Origin of the sequence: Bradyrhizobium hipponense (assembly GCF_008123965.1) — a bacterium.
In the GTDB taxonomy this organism is placed as follows: domain Bacteria; phylum Pseudomonadota; class Alphaproteobacteria; order Rhizobiales; family Xanthobacteraceae; genus Bradyrhizobium; species Bradyrhizobium hipponense.
In genome coordinates this window covers 1-18,004 of record NZ_VSTH01000080.1, presented here as the reverse complement: position 1 = coordinate 18,004, position 18,004 = coordinate 1, and the positions used below count along the sequence as shown (strand labels likewise).

The window sequence follows — 18,004 nt, the reverse complement described above, 5'->3', positions numbered from 1 at the left end:
TTGAGTCTGAACCCTAGTACAGCATTTGGTACTGCACGGCCGACCACGGTCCCGCGTAAGAGATGTCCCGGTCCAATCCATCATGGACAAATTTGGGCTAGCGAAGTCCAACGCCAGGCAAACGCCGATACGTTCCTACAACTGCACCCCACGCGTGAGTGCGCCGTCGACGACGAGATTTGTGCCCGTGATGAAGCTGGCCGCGCGGCTGGCGAGAAACACCACGGCGTTGGCCATTTCCTGCGGCGTTCCCATCCGCCCCGTCGGATTAAGCGCCAGCGCCGTCTTATAGAGCTCGGGATTGTTGTCCTTGATCATGTTCCAGACTCCGCCGTCGAAATAGGTATTGCCTGGGGAGACCGAGTTGGCGCGAATGCCTTTTCCTGCGAGCTGATTGGCTAGTCCCTGCGTGTAGTGGATGATCGCCGCCTTGAAGGTGCCGTAGGGACCGGCGGCGAAATCGACCTCGCGCCCTGAGACGCTAGAAATGGTAACAATCGCGCCGGCGGCACTCTTCTCTAGATAGGGCATGGCCGCATTCACCAGCCGAACCGTACCCATCATGTCGGTCGAAAACTCCTTCTCCCAGCTTTCGTCGTCCTGCCCGATGGCAAGTGCGCTGACATTGGCGACGACGACATCGATGCCGCCGAGCTTTGCCGCCATATCCCCGACCCAGGCCTTCAGCACGGCCGCGTCGGCAACGTCGACGGCGCCGCCATAGGCCGCGACGCCCTTGGTCTTGAGTGCGGCGACCGTGCTCTCGACCTCAGCCAGATTGCGGGAGCACACCCCGACATCCGCGCCCTCAGTGGCGAATGTCTCGGCGATCGCGCGGCCGATTCCCTTGGTGCTTCCCGTGACGAGTACCTTGGCTCCCTTGAGTCCCAGATCCATAGCCAAATTCCTCTTCTTGGTTCAGTAGTTGGTCGCAGCCGCCTTGAGCAATCCACGATAGCTGTGCGGCATGCGCATCGACACCAAATCCTTTCGCCGCACCACGTTGGTCGGATAGACGCTGTCGAGATTGGTGGTGTCGACCAGCGCGGTTGCAAGGCCCGTGCCGCTGGCCGCGATCGCCTCCCGGCGCGGAAAGGAGAACGTGTCAGGACCGAACACACCGCTCAGCCCGGGATAGCCACGCTCGGGATCGACGATATTGGCGAAAGCGAAGAACAGGTTGTTTTCGCCGGCGCGAACGCGGAAATGATGCCAGTGATGCGGATCCGGGCCGGTCGGAATCGGCTTTGGCTGCAACACCTCAGTTCCGGCATGCGACGAACTGAAGCGTCCCTTGATCGCGGCGGGACACGCAATGAGATCGCAGCCGCGCAGCGCCAGCACCCGCCCCGCTTCCGGGAAAGACGCATCGTGACCGATCAACAGTCCGATACGGCCGATCGGCGTGTCGACGACGGTCCAGCCGTCGCCGGCGGTAGCCCAGCTTCGCTCGTCGGCCGCCAGATGCGTTTTGCGATAGACCGAGACGTCCCCATCCGGCGACACTAGGCAGGCGCTGTTGTAGATGATATCGCCGGCGCGTTCGGCCAGGCCACAGACGAGATAGAGACCCAGTTCTTCTGCGAGTTCCTCAAGGCGATCGGTCACGGGCCCCGGTATCGGCTGCGCCGATCTCGCGGGATCGCCGAGCCCGGTCACCGCGAGCTCCGGGAGGACGACGAGCTCAGCGCCGTCGGCGCGGGCCTTGCCCGCGAGTCCCGCGATCTCCTCGAGATTCTGGTTGAAATCGTCGCCAGGTGCAAATTGCGCAACGCTGACCCGCGACGTTTTTCCGGCCGGCCACGGCTCGTGGCCGTAGAGGCCGAAGAAGTCACGCGGATTCCAGCTGAAGGTATCGGCGAGCAGCTCCGGATAGAGCTCCGGCCGCCGCTGCGCGAACACGGTCTCGCCGAGCACGCGGCGCGCGCGTGCGGCATCGAGATCGATCTCCGACAACAGCACTCCATCGCCCTTGTCGAGCACGGCCGTGATCTGCCCGTCCGGTGCGATCACGCAGCTGCCGCCGCTGAACTGCACCGTGCGTTCCAGCCCCCATCGATTGCTCTCGATGACGTAGCAGCCGTTCTCGAAGGCCCGACTGATCCAGTACGGCGCCGGCGTGCGCTCTGCCAGCCAGTTCGAGATGTGGCAGATAACGTCCGCGCCGCCCAGCGCCATCAGCCGTGCGGTTTCCACGAAATGGATGTCCATGCAGATCAGCAGCGCGATCCGCCCGATCGGCGTCTCGAACACCTGATTGTGCAGGTCGCCCGCAGCCGCCCATTTCGGCTCCGAGATATAGGGATGCGTCTTGCGGTGGCGGCCAACGATGCCGTCAGGCCCGATCAGGACCGCCGAGTTGAAGTAGATGCCGTCTTCGTCGACCTCCGGCATGCCGACCACGATGTAGCAGCCGTGCCTGCCCGCCAGCGCCGCAAAGCGGTTCGTGGTCGGGCCCGGGATCGTCTCGACGAAAGGGGTGACCTCGACGCGGTCGAACCAGCAATAGCCGGTCGTTCCCATTTCCGGCGTGACGATGAGCTTGGCACCGGCCGCCGCCGCCTGCTCACAGAGTTCGAGCAGGCGCGCGATGTTGCGCTCCTTCTCGAACATGGTCGGCTCGAACTGGACGGCGGCGACTTTGTGCTTGGTGGACATGATCCGGCTGGCCTCAAACGAGATAGGACTTCTTGATGGAGGCGCCGAGCGTGTATTTGGGATCGACCATGTTGCCGACGCGGACACGTCCGGCCTGGGTCAGGAGCATGTAGGCGTCGATCTCGTCGAAGCCGTAATCGGCTGCCATCCAGCGGCAGAGCTCGCGATAGGCGATGCGGGCTGCATCCTCCATCGGCCGCGCCGAGCCGATGGTCATGATGAAGTCCTTGGTCTCGAGCCGCGGCCAGGCAATGGTCCAGTTCTTGATCAGGTCGATCTGCACCGTGGTCACCGTCGGATGCTCGATGGCGACGCCGCAGAGCTCGCCGTCGCCCTGCGCGGCATGACAGTCGCCGAGATAGAGCAGCGCACCGTTGGTGTTGACCGGCAGGTAGATGACGGCGCCGACGCCGACGTCCGGCAGGTCCATGTTGCCGCCGTAATAGTCCGGAACCAGCGAGGAGATCGCCTCGATCTCCGGCGAGGTGCCGATAGTCCCGATGAACGGCTCATACGGCAGCGTGATCTTGTCGTTCCATTTCGTCCCGGTCTTCGCATCGACCACCAGCTTCTTCACCCGCTCGGGCAGTGCGGGATTGAGCAGCGCGGTCTGGCCGGTGCTGACGAGGCCGCCGAAGTCCGGCATGACCACGGTGGTGCCGCACGGCTGCGGCCCGCGCGGCACGATATTCTCGATGTAGACCGCGAGCGTGTCGCCTTTCTCGGCGCCGTTGACGTGGATGGGCCCGTTCTGCGGATTGAGGAACGGAAAGTTGAGAATCTTCGACGGGCTGTCGGTCTCGTGCTTGATGGCGCCTTCGAATGCGTCATGGGTCTCCGCAGCGACGACCGCACCGGGATCGACCGTCAGTACCGGGCTCGCATAGGGACCGTAGACATAGTGGTACTTGCCCTGCTGGGTCTCGGTGATGGTGTATTGCTTGCCGCGCTCGCCCTTGGCGACGCCTTTGCGTGCCATGATGGAATCGTTTTGCCAGGCCATTGCTGTTTCTCCTTGGTTGGGCGTCGTTTTTTTAAACTGCCAGATGGCGGCGCATCTCCGCCACGTCGTCGAGTGCGGAGTGGTCGAGACTTGCGACGATGCGCCCCTTGTCCATAACGTAGCAGCGCTGCGCCATGGCGCGGATCATATCGAGATTCTGCTCGACCAGGATGATGGTCACGCCGGTCCTGCGGTTGAGCTCGACCATGTTGCGTGCGATGTCCTGGACGATGTTGGGTTGGATGCCTTCTGACGGCTCGTCCAGCAGAATGAGGCTCGGATCGGCGATCAAGACCCGTCCGATCGCAAGCTGCTGCTGCTGGCCTCCGGACATGGTGCCGGCACGCTGATTCCAGCGCTCTTCGAGGATCGGAAACGCCTCGACGATCTTGCGCCGCCCGGCCTCGGGAATGCCGCCGCCCTTGATCGCCGCGCCCACCGCGACGTTCTCGCCGACGGTCAGGCGCGGAAACACGTCGCGCCCCTGCGGCACATAGCCCATGCCGAGGCGGGCCCGCTTGTGCGCCGGCAGCGACTCCACGGCTTCGCCGCGATAGACGATCGAGCCGCTCATCGCCGGCACGAGCCCGATCAGGCTCTTCATCAGCGTGGACTTGCCGACACCGTTGCGCCCGATCACGGCGACGATCTCACCTTCCCGTACCTCGATCTCGAGGCCCTGGAGCACCGGCTTGCCGCCATAGCCGGCACGCAGAGCCAGCGTCGAGAGGATGACTTCCTTGCGCGGCATATCAAGCATGAGCCTGCCCCAGATAGATCGCCGCCACGCGCTCGTCGGCCACGATCTCGTCGATCGAGCCTTGCGCGAAGACCTGGCCGAGATGCAGGACGGTGACGCGCTGGGCGACCTGCCGCACGAAGGCCATGTCGTGCTCGATCGCTAGCACGGTCATGCCATCGGCATTGAGGTGCTGTACCATCTCGCCGGTCATGTGGGTTTCCTCCGGCGACATGCCGGCCGTTGGCTCGTCCAGCAGCAGGAGACGCGGCCTCAGGCTGATCGCCATGCCGATCTCCAACCATTGCTTCTGGCCATGGCTGAGATTGCCGGCCATCTGCGCCTGCTCGGATTCCAGGCCGAGGAAGCCAAGCAGACGACTGATCTCGGCTTCGAGTTCGGCGCCGCGATGCCGGCTCTGCAGGGCGATTTCGAGATTCTGGCGGACGGACAGCCCCTTAAATACGCCCGGCACCTGGAACTTGACTGACAGGCCGCGGTGAATCCGCGCGAACGACTTCAGCGCCGTGATGTTCTCTCCGGCGAAGAAAATCTCGCCGCTGCCAGGATGGTGCTCGCCGAGGATGAGACGGAACAGCGTGCTCTTGCCGGCGCCGTTCGGGCCGATCAGGCAATGAATCTCACCGGGCTCAAGCGTGAGATCTACCGCGTTGGTGACGTGCAGGCCTCCAAAGTGCTTGTTCAATTTGCGGAGCTCGAGCAACGACATCAGCTGGCCCTCCGCGTCAGGCGCGCGGCAAGCCGTCCGAGCCAATTCATTGCACCAAGCACGAGACCGTTCGGGGCGATCAGGACAGTCAGCACAAGCAGCACGCCCATGAAGACGAGCGCGTATTGGCTGCCGTAGATCGTGAGCGCCTGGAATGCGGCCAGCACCACCAGTGTGCCGACCACGGTCGAGGTCAGGTCGCTTCGGCCGCCGACGGCAACCCAGATCAGCGGTAGCGCCGCCGCCGTCATGCCCATGCTCGACGGCGTGATGTATTGGCCCCAGGCCGTATAGAGCACGCCGGATATCCCCGCGAGCGCGGCGCCGATGACGAAGGTGATGAGCTGGTACTTGCGCACGTCGTAGCCGAGCATCTCCGCCCTTTCAGGGTTCTCGCGGATCGCGACGATGACGTTGCCGAACGACGAGTTCATCAGGATGCGCAAGGCGAGATAGACGAAGACCAGAAGGCCGAGCACGAAATAATAGAGCCCGACATCGGCGAACAGCACGATCGGCTCGCCCGGCCAGGGGATGGTCAGAGGCGGCATCGCGCTCATGCCGTTGAAGCCGTTGAGCCGCGCGCTGCCGATGTGCCACTCCGGCCCTGCCGTCTGCGCCATGAAGCGCTCCAGCATCAATGTCACGGCGAGCGTGACGATGCCGAGGAAGACGCCGGCGATGCGGCCGAAGAACATGAAATAGCCGAGCAGCACAGCGAACAGCGCCGCAATCGCGACCGCAGCGACAAAGGCGATCAGCGTAAAGCCATAGGCCGCGCCGAAATTAAGCGTCAGGACGCCGTAGCCGTAACCCGCGATCCCGAAGAACGCGGTCTGGCCAAAGGACAGCGAGCCGCCATAACCCCAGATCAGGCAGAGGCTGAGCGCGATGAACACCCAGACGAAGAAGTAGACGGTGTTGCCGACCGTATAGCCGTCGCTGAACAGCGGATAGGCAAGCCCGATCGCGAGCACGATTGCAAACAGGCTCCAGAAGGCCGGACCGCGACCGACGGTCTGCGGCCCTTCAAGACGGCGAAAGAAGGAAACGAAACCGGTCACGACGCCATCACTCCGTTAGGTGCGCTCGCGCAGCACAAAGCCGGAGATGCCCTTCGGCAGAACCCGGACCACGATGATGACGGCGACCAAAAGACCGATCTGGCCGAACAACTGTCCCTGCCACGACGTCATCCCCGACTTCACGATCGCAAGCAGGCCACCAGCAGGCGCCGTGCCGAGGAACACGTCGGCGCCGCCGATCACGACCGTGACGAACGCTTCCATGATGAAGGTCGCGCCCATAGTCGGCACCAGCGTCATGGTCGGCGCGTAAAGCCCGCCGGCAAGGCCCGCGAGCCCTGCGCCGCAGGCGAAGGTGAGGCTGTAGATCAGGCGCGTATCGACGCCGAGGGCGGCCGCCATGTGCGGCACCTGGATGGTCGCTCGCGCCAGCACGCCGAAGCGCGTCCAGTTGAATAGCGCATAGAGTGCGGCGAGCACGCCGAGCGCGGCACAGAACAGCACGATGCGGTAAATCGAATAGGAGTAGTCACCGACCTGGAAGCTGCCGAACGGCGTGCCGACGCCCGCCATGGTCGAGCCGACCATGATCAGAGTGCCCTGCGTGGCGATCAGGCTGAGCCCCCAGGTGGCGACGATGGTGTCGAGCGGCCGGTCGTAGAGATGGCGGATGACCGCGAGCTCGACCAACACACCGACCAGCGCGGACACGACCGTCCCCGCCAGAATTCCCAGCGGCAATGGCAGGCCGGCATGCACGGTCGCAGCGGTGACATAGGCGCCGCACATGATGAACTCGCCATGGGCGAGATTGATCACGCCCATCATGCCGAAGATCACCGCGAGCCCGCAGGCTGACAGTACCAGGAACGCGAAGGCGTCACCGAATTGATAGAGCGCCGAAAAGACGTGGGTCGCGATATCCATGAACCAACCAGTCTGAGGGAAGACGCAAAATTGCCGTCGCAGATGTCCGTGATCGCCCCGGCCCGCCGCGAGGGCCGGAGCGATCAGCCGCCGGGTCAGGGCTTCGGCGGAGGATTCGATGGCGTGTACTGGGCCATCGGATCTTTCTTGGTGAGATCGCAGCCGGCCTCACCCAGCCAGTACGGCTTGATGTCCTCCCAGGTCTTCGGGAAGGAGATCGAGTGATCGGCGCCGACCTTGGCGAGATAGATGGTGTGCGACATGTGCTGGCTCTTCGGGTCGATGCAGACCTTGCCTTCCGGCGCGTCCATGCAGACATCGCCCAACGCGATCACCTTGCGGATGTCCTCGCGCTTGGTCGACTTCGCCCGCTCTACCATCTGCTTGTAGAGATAGATGGCGAGATAGGAGTTTTCCGCCTCCTGGTTCACATAGGGCTCGCTTGGAAATTTGGCCTTGAACTTGGCGTAGAACTCCTTGCTCTTCGGCGAGTCGATCTCCTCGATGTAGTTGGTGGTGACGTACATGTCCTTCAGGCTCGGCGGCTTGAAGCGCTTGTGCTCGTAGCCCTGGCCGACGTTGACCGAGGACGCCATCGGCAGGTTGACGTTGGCGGAAGCCGCCTGCTCGTAATAGGAGGCCTGCGCGGTGCCGACCAGCAACGTGACCACGAAGTCCGGCTTGGCCTTCTGGATGTTCTGGATGCTCTGCGAGAACTGCGACACGCCGAGCGGGATGAACTCCTCGCCGGCCATCTTGCCGCCGTTCTCCTTGACGATCTTGCGCACCCATTCCGCCGATATCTGGCCGAAATTGTAGTCGGCGGCGAGCGTGTAGACGTTCTTGCCGTATTTCTCCATCATGTAGGGAATGAGTGTGGAGAACTGCTGCTCCGGCACAGCGCCGGTGACGATCATGTGGCCGTCGCAAACGCCGCCTTCGTACTGGTTGTTGTAAAAGGCGAAGCCGTTGAACTGGTCGACGATCGGCCGATAGGCTTCGCGCGAGGCCGAGGAGAAGCCCGCGAACACGACATCGACCTTGTCGCGCTGGAGCACGCGGCGCATGAACTCCTGATAGCGGGTGTTGTCGGATTGCGTGTCATAAGGAACGAGCTCAATAGGACGGCCCATGATGCCGCCGGCCTTATTGATCTCCTCGGCGGCGAGCTGGATGGCGTGGACCTTGCCGATCGTGGCCGCGGCGAAGTCGCCGGACTGATCCTCCAGCACGCCGAGCTTGATCGGGTTTTCCGCCGCGAGCGCCAAGCTTGACGCGAGGACAAGCGTCCCCGTGAGGGCTGCGGCGCGCAGCCCCCGCAATACAGACTTGCTCATTTTGCTTCTCCTAGATGGCTTGCTTGTTGCCGCCTTGCAGCGTGATGCCGGTCGTGCGGCCGGACGTGTCGGGCGGCTTCGCCCGCTTGCTCAGGAACTCCTCGCAGTACAGTTCCATGTTCTGTCGCGCGCGCATGCTTTCGCGACGGAGCTGGGAATAGGCACCCTCCTCGTCGAGGCCCTGCTGAATCAGCAGGATCACGGCCCGGATCACCGCGCGGCGACCGCGTCGGCGCTCCTCGAGATCCTGCAGGCGGTCGTTCATTTCGGCACGCAGCAGGAACTGGTTGATGCCCATGAACAGGGACGTGTAGACCGCGCCGCCATGCACCGGCTTGCGCAGGAACGACGTCGCACCGAGATTGACGAGAGCCTTCAACCGGCTCGGCGCCTCAACGCCGACGAGGCCGATCACCGGCACCGGCGGCAGCCGCGACGCGGGGTTGACCTCGATGGCGACAGCGCTTTCGAGATCGCCGTCGACGAAAAGGATGTCGCGGTCGGCCTGGAGGCTCGCAACGTCGATCTGCGCACGGCCGTCGATGATTTCAGGATATTCGGTGGAAACACCGAGCTTGGCGAGCGTCGTTTCGAGCGTACTCTCCCATCCGCCTCGCCGTGTCACGACGATGGCGCGGCCGCCCTTGAAATTTTGTAGCAGTCGAGAGCTCATGATTACACCACCTTCAACAGCGGAGAGCGCATCGCACTGGCAAAGCGCGGCGACGACTGGACGAGATAGGGATCGGGCGCGATCGGCTCGCGGGATTCCAGCAGCACCTCGAATTGCCCGTTCGCGGCCGAGCGGCCGATCCGCGGCGTGAGCCAGGCGTGAAAGGTCTGCCGGTCGATACGGACCTCGCCTTGCGGCGCGCGCAACCGTTGATCCGCCACGGCGGCGCGCACCGTGCGCGCGTCGTCGGTGCCGGCCTGCGACAATGCCGCTGCGAGCAGCTTGACGCCGATGTAGGACGACTCTGCATCGGCCGACGAGACCGGTCCGTCCGGAAAGGACTTCGTGTAGGCATCGATGAAGGCGGCATTCTCCGGTGAATTCAGCGACGAGAAATAGACGCTCGACGATAGATGTCCGTCGATTGCATCGGGCCCGATCTCCGGCAGCTCCGGTTCGGACAGCGTGCAGCTCGCAACGGGAATTTCCGCGGCCTGATCTATGCCACGCGCGCGGCAAGCGGCCCGGAATGCGCGGAAGAAGGCATAGGCGCTGGTGCCGATCAGATTGTTGAAGACGAAGTCCGGGCGCTGGTCGATGATCGCGGCAATGACCTGGTCGACCTCGGTATCGCCGACCGAAAGATAACGCTCGGCGAGCACGGTGCCGCCGCGTGCAATCAACGCCTCGCGGAAAATGCGGTTGTTCTCCCAAGCCCAGATGTAGTTGGAGCCGATGCAGAAGGCGCGCGTGCCGACCCGGGAGACCAGATAGTCGACCAGCGGCAGCACGTGCTGGTTGGGCGCGGCGCCGGTGTAGATGACGTTATCGGAGCTCTCGAAACCCTCGTAGTGGGAGGGATACCACAACAACCCGTCGAACTTCTCGAAGCACGGGATCACCTCCTTTCGGCTCGACGAGGTGTAGCAACCGACCACCTGGCGGATGCCGGAACCGAGCAGCTCGAGGCTGAGCGAACGATAGCGCGCGAGGTCGCCGGACGGATTGACCACGACCGGCTCCAACACGATGTCGCCACCACTCGCATTGATCTCCTGGAAGGCCAGCAATGCGCCATTGAGGATCGAGCGCGCAACGACGCTGTAGGAGCCCGTTGTCGAGAACATCACGCCAATTCGATACCGCTTCTGCGTCATCGCTCGATCCAAAACAAAAAAAACGCCCGCCGGCTGTGAAGCCGAGGGCGCCCTCGCCGCCAACCGAACACGCGATGAAAGCGTGGCGTTGGAAATGGTTGAACTCACCGCGTTGATGGGCCGTCTTGCCCAACGCTTGCAGGATACGGTCGTTGAGATCGGATATTATGTCAAGCGCGTTGTTGCAGCGGAAATTGCCGCAATTCGTGCCGGCCTGTAGCAAAACTGTGCAAGGTGGTTCATGCCCGCGGAACGGGCCTACCAACACGGCCGGCATGGCGGCGGGTCAAATATTGCCCGCACAGAGTGGTACGTGCGACCACCGGTCGATCAGGTTCACCATCAACCCAACCTCAGCGCCGCATAGCGACAAAACAAGTGGACCGTTTTGTCTCGCATGTCGCCTTCTCGTTCTTCACCCCCGGCGGCGTCGACGAAGCCGCCGGACTCGGCGACCGCGGAAAATCAGCAATCCCGTCTTTGTCAGCAGATATTCCAGCATGTGCGATGCAGCGCGCAGGCCTCTATCCTCCCCGAACATCGAGATCGGATCCTTGATCTTGCACTGAACGGTGGCTTCCAAATGGTCCTAGTAGTTCTCGCCAACTCCGGGCAGGTCGGCGACGTTTTCGATGCGTGAAATTCAATCAAGAGTCTCTGAAAGAGCCTGACTTACTTCATGAATGATGCATTTTATCCGCGGTGGATGGGGGGGCAGCGCGTCTGCGAATGCGACCACATGTTCGTACTTGATGCTTTCCCGCACCTCGCGGAAGCGGGGTGATAGCGGTATTGCTTGCGTCCCTTGACATCACGGCCTGTCGCCTGGATATGACCGTTGGTTGCTGGTACGGACCAGTTCAATAACCTCGTAGACGCTATCAGGCACGTCGTCCTCCTGTTCGGTATAGCGTCAGGGCCTTATTCATGATCCCCAACGAACGGATTACGAACCCACAGGGTCCATCAAGAACCAACATACCTAGTTCCGAGTTTACACAGGTGGGTAGGTTCGTAGAGATGGGTATGCGCCATGAAGCGCCTGCGGTTCGTACGAAAAGCCTCGTTAAAGGCTCGGCTTGACCTAGAAGCTCAACAGCTACGTGATGAAGCCAGGTCATGCCCGCCAGGACACCAACGAGACAGTCTGCTTAGGAAGGCCCGCCGGAACGAAATCACGTCTCACATAACCGAATGGCTGACCTTGCCAAGATGGCAACCACCGAAGTGAGGCTACTTCAGAATGGTCAAGATGGATTAGTGGCAGTGAACCGCACCGGGATTGCCGGCCTCTCGCCTTAGCGCGAGAGGATGCCTATGTTGCGGAGTACCTGCAGCGCCCCCAAAGCGAATGGGAGGTATGCTCATGGACGCGCCTAGCAAGGAATTTACGCTGGCGGGCAGCCTTGAGGAGCTCAAGATCAAGGGGCGGCTCGTTGTGCGCGGTGGCCATCGCCCGATCCTCGTCATCTACGACCGCGGGCGCGTCTTCGCCCTCGATAATCGGTGCCCGCACATGGGCTTCCCGCTCGAGCGCGGCAGCGTCGAGGACGGCATCTTGACCTGTCACTGGCACCACGCTCGCTTCGATCTCGAAAGCGGCTGCACCTTCGACCTGTGGGCAGACGACGTGCCGATCTGCCCGGTCGAGGTGCGTAGTGGCGACGTCTGGGTGAAGACCACGTTCACGCATGCCGATCTCGCCGCGCACTGGCATCAGCGGCTTGTGGACGGCCTCGCCCACGATCTCGGCCTGGTCATTGCCAAGGCCATCCATGGTCAGCTCGCGGCCGGCGTACCGCAGGCCGAAATCGTCCGGGAGGTGGCGCTGTTCGGGGCGCACAACCGCGACGGCTGGGGCGTGGGTCTTACGATCCTCACGGCACTCGCCAATCTCCTGCCTATGCTGCCGGAGGATGAGGCGTATCTCGCTTTGTTCCACGGCGCCCACCGCGTGGCGGCGGACTGCGACGGCGAGGCGCCGCGGCGGGAACGCGCACCGCTTGGCAGCCGGCCGGAACCGGCCGCGCTCAAGCGGTGGCTGCGGCGTTGGACAAACGTGCGCCATCGCGAGGCCGCCGAGCGCACCCTGCTCACGGCGATTGCGGCCGGCTCCTCCCCGGCTGAACTGGCTGATGCCCTGTTCGCCGCCGGGACCGAGCGGGCGTTCGCCGATACGGGGCACTCGCTCGACTTCATCAACAAGGCGTTCGAATGCCTCGACCTGGTCGGCTGGCAACACGCGCCGGCTCTGCTGCCCACTCTCATCGGTCAGATGGTCGCGGCCCGTGGCGCCGAGGAATCGATTGCCTGGCGCCAGCCGGTTGACCTTGTTGGGTTGTGTGAGGAATCAACCAGCACACTCGCAAACCTGTTCGCTGCCGGAGGAGGCGGCTCCCGTGACTGGTTGGGCCACGGCGCACTGGCTCAAGAGCTACTCGGTGACGATCCGGCCAGGATCGTTGATGCGCTCAAGGTGGCGATCCGCGCGGGGGCGGCTCCTGCTGACCTTGGCCAATCCCTCGCCTACGCGGCGGCGCTCCGGGTGGCGCGCTTCGGCAATGCCAACGAGCACGCCGACTGGGAGACGGCACATCACGTCTTCACCTACGCCAACGCGGTTCACCAGATGCTCGTACGGATCGGGACCGCCAACATCAATGATCACGTCACGGCCGTCCGTGGCGTACTGCATGGAGCGATGGCGCTCTACCTTGCTCGCTATCTCAATGTGCCGCCGGCGCACATCCCGGGCGACGGCGGCGAGCAGCTCGATGATCTGCCCGCGGATCCAGAGACGATCGGCGCCGCCTTGCTCAACGCCTTCGACCGGCAGAGACAGGTCGATCTCGCCGCAAACCTCGTGGCACGGCATCTCACGCTTCGCCATTCGCCGCAGGCGCTGATCGCCACGCTCGCGCATGTGGTGCTGCGCGAAGATGCAGCCTTCCATGCGTATCAGATGCTGGAGGCGGGAATCCGGCAATTCGGCGCGTGGGGCGACACGGACGAGGGCCGGCACATCTTCATCGCGGTTGCCCGCTATCTGGCGGCCCATTCACCGACCGAACGCGCGTCCCTGCAGACCGCCAACATCGCCCGCCGCTTGATGCGGGGTGGCGAGCTGCATCAAGAAGCTGGATCGTCCTGACGCCACGCGCTGAAGGCGCGCTGGACTAAGGGCGATCCAAACTGACAAAAGCCTGCGAACCGAGTGCGGAACTTTTCCGCGTTGGCTCTGCCTTGCGCTGAGTATGGCGCCTGGATCATATCCCGGACAGAACCGCGACAGCACGGCTCAGTTGGCGGTCGTCTGCCCCGGTGGAGGCCGAGCCTGCCTGGACCTCGGTCGTCGGCGTCACGCCCACGCCCTCCAGGCGTTCGCCATCGACCCAGACATCTTCGACTGCGAGCAGCAGCAGCCCGCTTCCGATGAGGAATGCGGTGGCGGCAAGGACAGCGCCCTCCGTGCGGGTGCCGATGAGCTCACCCAACCGGTACTTTTTGAAGCCATAGGCAAGGACCTCCTTGCCGCTGCGCGTACCGCCGTTAATGAGCATCGCAACCGGCTTGCGCCACTTCACATTCACGAATTCGCTCCTACCGCTTCGGTCGGTGACCTGCATTGTGGGCGCGCGGCCATTGAACAGGTCGAGATATTGAGGTTGCGCGCCACCCCAGCCATCCCGCAAATCCCAGATCAGTGCATCCGCGTCTTTTAGCGCCCCTTCAGACAGCAGGTGTTCAAGAGCGCGTTGATAGATGGAGCCAGCATAGCACCAAACATGGACATAGCCGATGCGTCGTCCGTTGGACTCAATGACGCGCGCACTGGACTCCAACCCACGAAGGAACATTCTGGTGGGCTCGAGGTCGACCGGCATGACCGGAATTTGCAGCACCGAGGCGCCCCGATGGAGTTCCAAGACAACCGATTTGCCGACCTTCCCACGGAATGACCCGATCGGCTCAAATCCGGTCCCGTCAGCCGTAATTATTTCGTCACCGGTGCGGAGGCCCGCCTGCTGAGCCGGCGTTCCATCTATGACGCCGGTGATCGTGTTACGACCAGGCGCCTCGAAACCTGAAATGACACCTATGCCAGGGTACGAAATGCGGCCGTCTGGAAACGCGCGCTGCAGTCCCCGGCGTCGCAATGCGCCGACAAAGATGTCTGCAAGCTGATAATATTCCGGTTCATCCGGCGTATAGAAACGCGTATGCGAAGCGTGCAGCTCAGACAGCATGGTATTGATGACGCGCGCCAGAGAGTTCTGGGAAGTTGCCCGCCGAACGTCTGGAAGATATCTCTCCCGGACCGCCGGCCAGTCCAGTCCGTTGTGACGCGGATCGAAAAAGCGATCACGCACGGTCTGCCAAACGCTCTCGAACGTCGAGACGCCATCAGCGGCAACATAGGCGTTGTCGTTCTCTCGCTGTAGAGCCTCAGCGGCGTTCGCCGCCTTCGCAGCCACGGCCCATGCCGTTGCCATGGCTGCCAGTCGCAACATCTGGCGACGCGAAGGCGATAGATCGATAGCCTCTTTCATCGTCTGACCTCGCGGTGAAGCGCTGCCAACGCATCCGCCGGCTATACGACGCCGGCTCGTTCCGAATGCTCGCGCTCCGTTCGTGAAAGGAAGCAGTCTTTGAGGTCAGGACATGCCAGACCATGGTAGCAATCCTGCCACCACGAGGCTACTTCCCGCAGTATTTTTCGCCTGTCGAGCCCGAAAGATTGGAGACCCGACGGCGTACAGGCCTATTGGCCTGGCTCATGAAGGACACGGGTCATGGTGGATGCGGCATCGGGCCAGGCCTTCGATTTCCAGCACTCGCCCAAGCCATTGAAAGCGTCGGCTCAAGTGCGCGGTTTTCTGATTCCGGAGCCGCTCGCCATTCATCCGCTCCGCCCGGGCCTGCCCGCAGGGCCTGGCGGCGCACGATGGCCGTCGGCGACCGCTCCGGCTCGGTCGCCGCCCGATTGAACGTATTCCGGCCGAAAGGCGACAGACGGAATCAGTCTTCCGCGATGGCCGCCAAATCCGTCCTGGAATCGCGAAACCGCGCAACCAGCACGGCCCGCCGAAGAGTCCGGCTCGAGCTTAAGAGCGACACGAGTCCTAGCACCATCAGCAGCACGCCGAGCCAGGTTGCCGACCACCGCGGCCAGTCGTCGCCCGTCTCGCCGATGGGAACGGCGACCGGCGTCGCCGGAGGCATGGAGGCGGCAACCGCGTCGCTGGCGGCCGGAGCGGCCGCCAGAAGCGTCTCCACGTCGACCTGGCGCGGCGTAGAATGGTCCGGCGTGAGCTGATCAGTCGCGGGATTGGTGACGACGGATGCCGGCGGCACGAGCGCCCCGGCCCCCGTAGTGGGGACGGGAGCGGCATCAGCCACCTTGAGCTTGGGCGCTTGCGGCGTCGGCTGCGGCGTTTCCGCCGGAGCGGAGCGCAACAGCTCCGCACGCGCATCCACTACCGCCTCCTTCCGCTTGCGCGGCCCGGTCTCGCTCTCCGCGGGACCGGCCACACGACGTTTCGCGGCGTGATGATGAATCGACCTCTTGACCGTCGCGGTCCCCTCGGCGGCCTGGAACCAACATTTGCGGTGGCCGTCGAAACGATAGACCCAATGCTGGCCGTCGGCCGTCGACTTGCCGGGTTCCGGCAAGCACTCCTCTGCGGCGGCAGCGGGTGGAGTGGCTTGCCCGGGAGACGTGTTGAACAAGGTGGCGAAGGGATTCGAAGATGCAGGCGACGTCGAGAGACCTGCGAGGAAAAAAGCGGAGAAGCAAAATCGCAAATAACCGGACATGGAAACCCCCGGTGTTGCGCCCCGCCCGCCCACGACCTTTGGCCGCGACCTGGGTCGCAATGCGGCTCAAATCCGGCAACGCGATGGATTCATTCTGGCCCGGAACCGGGCTCCGGGCCTGAAACAGAGCCAGCCCTGCAGCCGCGCGCGCAAGCGGAGGCAGTTCACCGCGCTCTCTTCTATGCACCATTGCTTCTGATCGGCGAACCCTAACCTGCTCCGACATGTGGCTGGCTCCTCCGCCTGTCGTTGGACCAGTGGATCACGAACACCTGATTTGTCCGACGGCACAAGGGGGTTTCTGATCTCAAGAGCTCGTCCGGTTTGGCCGGACGAACTGGTCCCGTTCACGCAAATCGCAGAGGGGTCGTCGACGGCGCGGCTGCCCGCACTTATCGCCTACCAATCAAATGATGAAGCAGTGCCTTGGGACCGCTTGCGGTCAAATCCAACGTCGCCAGCGTGATAGGAAGGTTGAAACGGCGTGGCCCAGCACTTCCAGGATTGAGATAGAGCACCCCACCCGTGGTCTCAATTAGCGGCCGATGCGAATGGCCGGAAATAACCACGTTGATCCCACAGACCGGCGGATCGAGTTGCAGGTCGTGGATGTCATGAAGGATATAGATCGAGTGGTCGCCGAGCCTGACCGTCTCTGTATCAGGATAATCTTCCGCCCACGGCCCGTTATCGACGTTTCCCCGAATTGCGATAACGGGCGCAATCCGGCGGAGTCTCTCGATGACGTCAGGGCGGCCAATGTCACCGGCATGGATGATATGGGCCACCCCGGCCAGCCGTTGCTCGGCTTCGGGACGAAGTATCCCGTGTGTATCCGAGATGACTCCGATTCTAAGCACGATGCGTGGTCCGAACGGCCGTTTGATCTTTTGGGAATGACCTCTGCCTGGTGAATACGCAGTAGCCGATCTCAGTCGTGTCGCCACCTTCCCGCTCCTGCGCTAATAGCCCCCGCGTGCTCTCTGGGTCCGCTTCGCGCCAAAACTGCCCCAGGTCGCATGTACAGAAGGAGGCCCTAGTCCAGCGGTGGTCCGATATGCTTTGATGCAAAGGGTCGGAAACGCATGGGTGGCCTTATGTACATGGTCATTCGAAAGTACAACAAGGTTCGTTCGGTTGCGGATGCTGCTCGCCGCGCGAAAAGTGGCATCGGTCACATCCTAAAGGAATCGCACGGCTTCAGATCTTATTATATCTTGGACGGGGGCGAAGGCGTTGGTCTCGCTGTGATGATGTTCGACGACCGAGAAAGCGCCACCGCGGCGAACGATAGAGTACTGGCATTTGTTCAAGCAAGCTTGCATGACCTTGACCTTGGAGATCCCGAAATTATCGCCGGGGAGGTCTTGGTAAATATAGAGACGGATGCGTCATCGCTGGTGAAGCTCATCTAGCGCGTGAATGCCAAGGCGTCATTCCGGAAGGTGCTTAGAGGATTGCACCTGCGATGTTGGCAGTTGCTGACGTCGCGTCCAAACACATGTCGCCTTTGCGCCCCAAAAGCTGCCAGTGGCTCCCAGCGACTTCACGCGCGCAATGACCGAAACGAGCTGATTACACTCGCGCTCCCCGCGACGAGCACGATTGGCCCTTGTGCCCCACGTGAGCCGCCCTGCCCTGCAACTCTAGTCTCTGAGCTGCCGAATTCCGCGAAGATTACTCCAAGCAACGACCGGCCCAAGTCTGCTCTCGATCGATTTTCCTTGATCTCCCGGTGCACACGTCGTGCACACGCCGCCTTCTAACCATTTGAAAGACTTGAACTCTCGTTCCAATCCATCATTAGGAAGCTTAAGCTAGGTCCAGCCAGCGTGAGCCAGCCAGATCTACTAACCACAGGTCAACGGCCGCTTGGCGCCAAGAGCTGCCCTCCCCGCTAGGTTGCATTTTGACCCGTGATGTATGGTCCGGCCGCGC

The 18,004-nt window shown here is 62.7% G+C and carries 16 protein-coding genes and 1 pseudogene; 3 read left to right on the top strand and 14 right to left on the bottom strand.

What is annotated here, in order from left to right; all coding sequences use genetic code 11:
- Nucleotides 1–135: 135 nt before the first annotated feature.
- The 10 genes from FXV83_RS24090 to FXV83_RS24045 form a co-directional block, all read right to left on the bottom strand.
- Nucleotides 136–897, bottom strand: a complete 762-nt coding sequence (locus FXV83_RS24090) for an SDR family NAD(P)-dependent oxidoreductase (RefSeq protein WP_148741860.1) — start codon at nt 895–897, stop codon at nt 136–138.
- Between the two features lie 21 nt (nt 898–918).
- Nucleotides 919–2,658, bottom strand: a complete 1,740-nt coding sequence (locus FXV83_RS24085; protein ID WP_148741859.1) for a nitrilase-related carbon-nitrogen hydrolase — start codon at nt 2,656–2,658, stop codon at nt 919–921.
- Between the two features lie 13 nt (nt 2,659–2,671).
- A complete protein-coding gene (locus FXV83_RS24080; RefSeq protein WP_148741858.1) occupies nt 2,672–3,661 on the bottom strand; it encodes an acetamidase/formamidase family protein in 990 nt (329 codons plus the stop codon).
- Between the two features lie 31 nt (nt 3,662–3,692).
- Nucleotides 3,693–4,412 (bottom strand): ABC transporter ATP-binding protein, encoded by a 720-nt coding sequence (locus tag FXV83_RS24075; RefSeq protein ID WP_148741862.1) that lies wholly within the window; start codon nt 4,410–4,412, stop codon nt 3,693–3,695.
- Nucleotide 4,413: 1 nt separating this feature from the next.
- Nucleotides 4,414–5,130, bottom strand: coding sequence for an ABC transporter ATP-binding protein (locus tag FXV83_RS24070; protein ID WP_148741857.1), 717 nt, complete (start codon nt 5,128–5,130; stop codon nt 4,414–4,416).
- A complete protein-coding gene (locus FXV83_RS24065) occupies nt 5,130–6,194 on the bottom strand; it encodes a branched-chain amino acid ABC transporter permease (RefSeq protein ID WP_148741856.1) in 1,065 nt (354 codons plus the stop codon). Before FXV83_RS24065 ends, FXV83_RS24070 begins: the two co-directional genes overlap by 1 nt.
- A gap of 15 nt (nt 6,195–6,209) precedes the next feature.
- Complete coding sequence (locus FXV83_RS24060; RefSeq protein ID WP_148741855.1) at nt 6,210–7,082, bottom strand: ABC transporter permease subunit; 873 nt, start codon at nt 7,080–7,082, stop codon at nt 6,210–6,212.
- A 95-nt stretch (nt 7,083–7,177) separates the two neighbouring features.
- On the bottom strand, nt 7,178–8,419 hold the full coding sequence (locus tag FXV83_RS24055; protein WP_148741854.1) for an urea ABC transporter substrate-binding protein: 1,242 nt from the start codon (nt 8,417–8,419) through the stop codon (nt 7,178–7,180).
- Between the two features lie 10 nt (nt 8,420–8,429).
- Complete coding sequence (locus FXV83_RS24050; protein ID WP_148741853.1) at nt 8,430–9,092, bottom strand: ANTAR domain-containing response regulator; 663 nt, start codon at nt 9,090–9,092, stop codon at nt 8,430–8,432.
- A gap of 2 nt (nt 9,093–9,094) precedes the next feature.
- Entirely contained in the window at nt 9,095–10,249 is a 1,155-nt protein-coding gene (locus FXV83_RS24045) for a transporter substrate-binding domain-containing protein (protein ID WP_148741852.1), read from the bottom strand.
- Between the two features lie 94 nt (nt 10,250–10,343).
- Here FXV83_RS24045 and FXV83_RS44955 point away from each other — a divergent pair, with 94 nt between their 5' ends.
- Nucleotides 10,344–10,469: a hypothetical protein gene (locus FXV83_RS44955; protein WP_283811720.1), complete on the top strand. Its 126-nt coding sequence runs from the start codon at nt 10,344–10,346 to the stop codon at nt 10,467–10,469.
- Between the two features lie 474 nt (nt 10,470–10,943).
- On the opposite strand, the pseudogene FXV83_RS44220 reads toward FXV83_RS44955, so the two are convergent.
- Nucleotides 10,944–11,107: pseudogene (locus FXV83_RS44220) on the bottom strand (DNA topoisomerase IB); the annotation flags it as partial.
- Between the two features lie 502 nt (nt 11,108–11,609).
- Here FXV83_RS44220 and FXV83_RS24035 point away from each other — a divergent pair.
- Nucleotides 11,610–13,400: a Rieske (2Fe-2S) protein gene (locus FXV83_RS24035; protein ID WP_148741850.1), complete on the top strand. Its 1,791-nt coding sequence runs from the start codon at nt 11,610–11,612 to the stop codon at nt 13,398–13,400.
- A gap of 115 nt (nt 13,401–13,515) precedes the next feature.
- Here the strand turns inward: FXV83_RS24035 and FXV83_RS24030 are convergent, their stop codons facing one another.
- From FXV83_RS24030 to FXV83_RS24020, 3 genes are all read right to left on the bottom strand, one after another.
- Nucleotides 13,516–14,799, bottom strand: coding sequence for a S41 family peptidase (locus FXV83_RS24030; RefSeq protein WP_148741849.1), 1,284 nt, complete (start codon nt 14,797–14,799; stop codon nt 13,516–13,518).
- Between the two features lie 469 nt (nt 14,800–15,268).
- A complete protein-coding gene (locus tag FXV83_RS24025; protein ID WP_235940138.1) occupies nt 15,269–15,922 on the bottom strand; it encodes a superantigen-like protein SSL4 in 654 nt (217 codons plus the stop codon).
- Between the two features lie 536 nt (nt 15,923–16,458).
- Entirely contained in the window at nt 16,459–16,929 is a 471-nt protein-coding gene (locus FXV83_RS24020) for a metallophosphoesterase family protein (protein WP_148741861.1), read from the bottom strand.
- Nucleotides 16,930–17,163: 234 nt separating this feature from the next.
- Between FXV83_RS24020 and FXV83_RS24015 the strand changes: the two genes are divergently transcribed.
- Entirely contained in the window at nt 17,164–17,481 is a 318-nt protein-coding gene (locus tag FXV83_RS24015) for a hypothetical protein (protein WP_187436115.1), read from the top strand.
- Nucleotides 17,482–18,004: the final 523 nt, after the last annotated feature.

Bases quoted from the DNA above. Each gene is read 5' to 3' on its own strand.
- FXV83_RS24090 (WP_148741860.1), bottom strand. From the start codon at position 897: ATGGATCTGGGACTCAAGGGAGCCAAGGTACTCGTCACGGGAAGCACC.
- FXV83_RS24085 (WP_148741859.1), bottom strand. From the start codon at position 2,658: ATGTCCACCAAGCACAAAGTCGCCGCCGTCCAGTTCGAGCCGACCATG.
- FXV83_RS24080 (WP_148741858.1), bottom strand. From the start codon at position 3,661: ATGGCCTGGCAAAACGATTCCATCATGGCACGCAAAGGCGTCGCCAAG.
- FXV83_RS24075 (WP_148741862.1), bottom strand. From the start codon at position 4,412: ATGCCGCGCAAGGAAGTCATCCTCTCGACGCTGGCTCTGCGTGCCGGC.
- FXV83_RS24070 (WP_148741857.1), bottom strand. From the start codon at position 5,130: ATGTCGTTGCTCGAGCTCCGCAAATTGAACAAGCACTTTGGAGGCCTG.
- FXV83_RS24060 (WP_148741855.1), bottom strand. From the start codon at position 7,082: ATGGATATCGCGACCCACGTCTTTTCGGCGCTCTATCAATTCGGTGAC.
- FXV83_RS24055 (WP_148741854.1), bottom strand. From the start codon at position 8,419: ATGAGCAAGTCTGTATTGCGGGGGCTGCGCGCCGCAGCCCTCACGGGG.
- FXV83_RS24050 (WP_148741853.1), bottom strand. From the start codon at position 9,092: ATGAGCTCTCGACTGCTACAAAATTTCAAGGGCGGCCGCGCCATCGTC.
- FXV83_RS24045 (WP_148741852.1), bottom strand. From the start codon at position 10,249: ATGACGCAGAAGCGGTATCGAATTGGCGTGATGTTCTCGACAACGGGC.
- FXV83_RS44955 (WP_283811720.1), top strand. From the start codon at position 10,344: ATGGTTGAACTCACCGCGTTGATGGGCCGTCTTGCCCAACGCTTGCAG.
- FXV83_RS24035 (WP_148741850.1), top strand. From the start codon at position 11,610: ATGCTCATGGACGCGCCTAGCAAGGAATTTACGCTGGCGGGCAGCCTT.
- FXV83_RS24030 (WP_148741849.1), bottom strand. From the start codon at position 14,799: ATGAAAGAGGCTATCGATCTATCGCCTTCGCGTCGCCAGATGTTGCGA.
- FXV83_RS24015 (WP_187436115.1), top strand. From the start codon at position 17,164: ATGTACATGGTCATTCGAAAGTACAACAAGGTTCGTTCGGTTGCGGAT.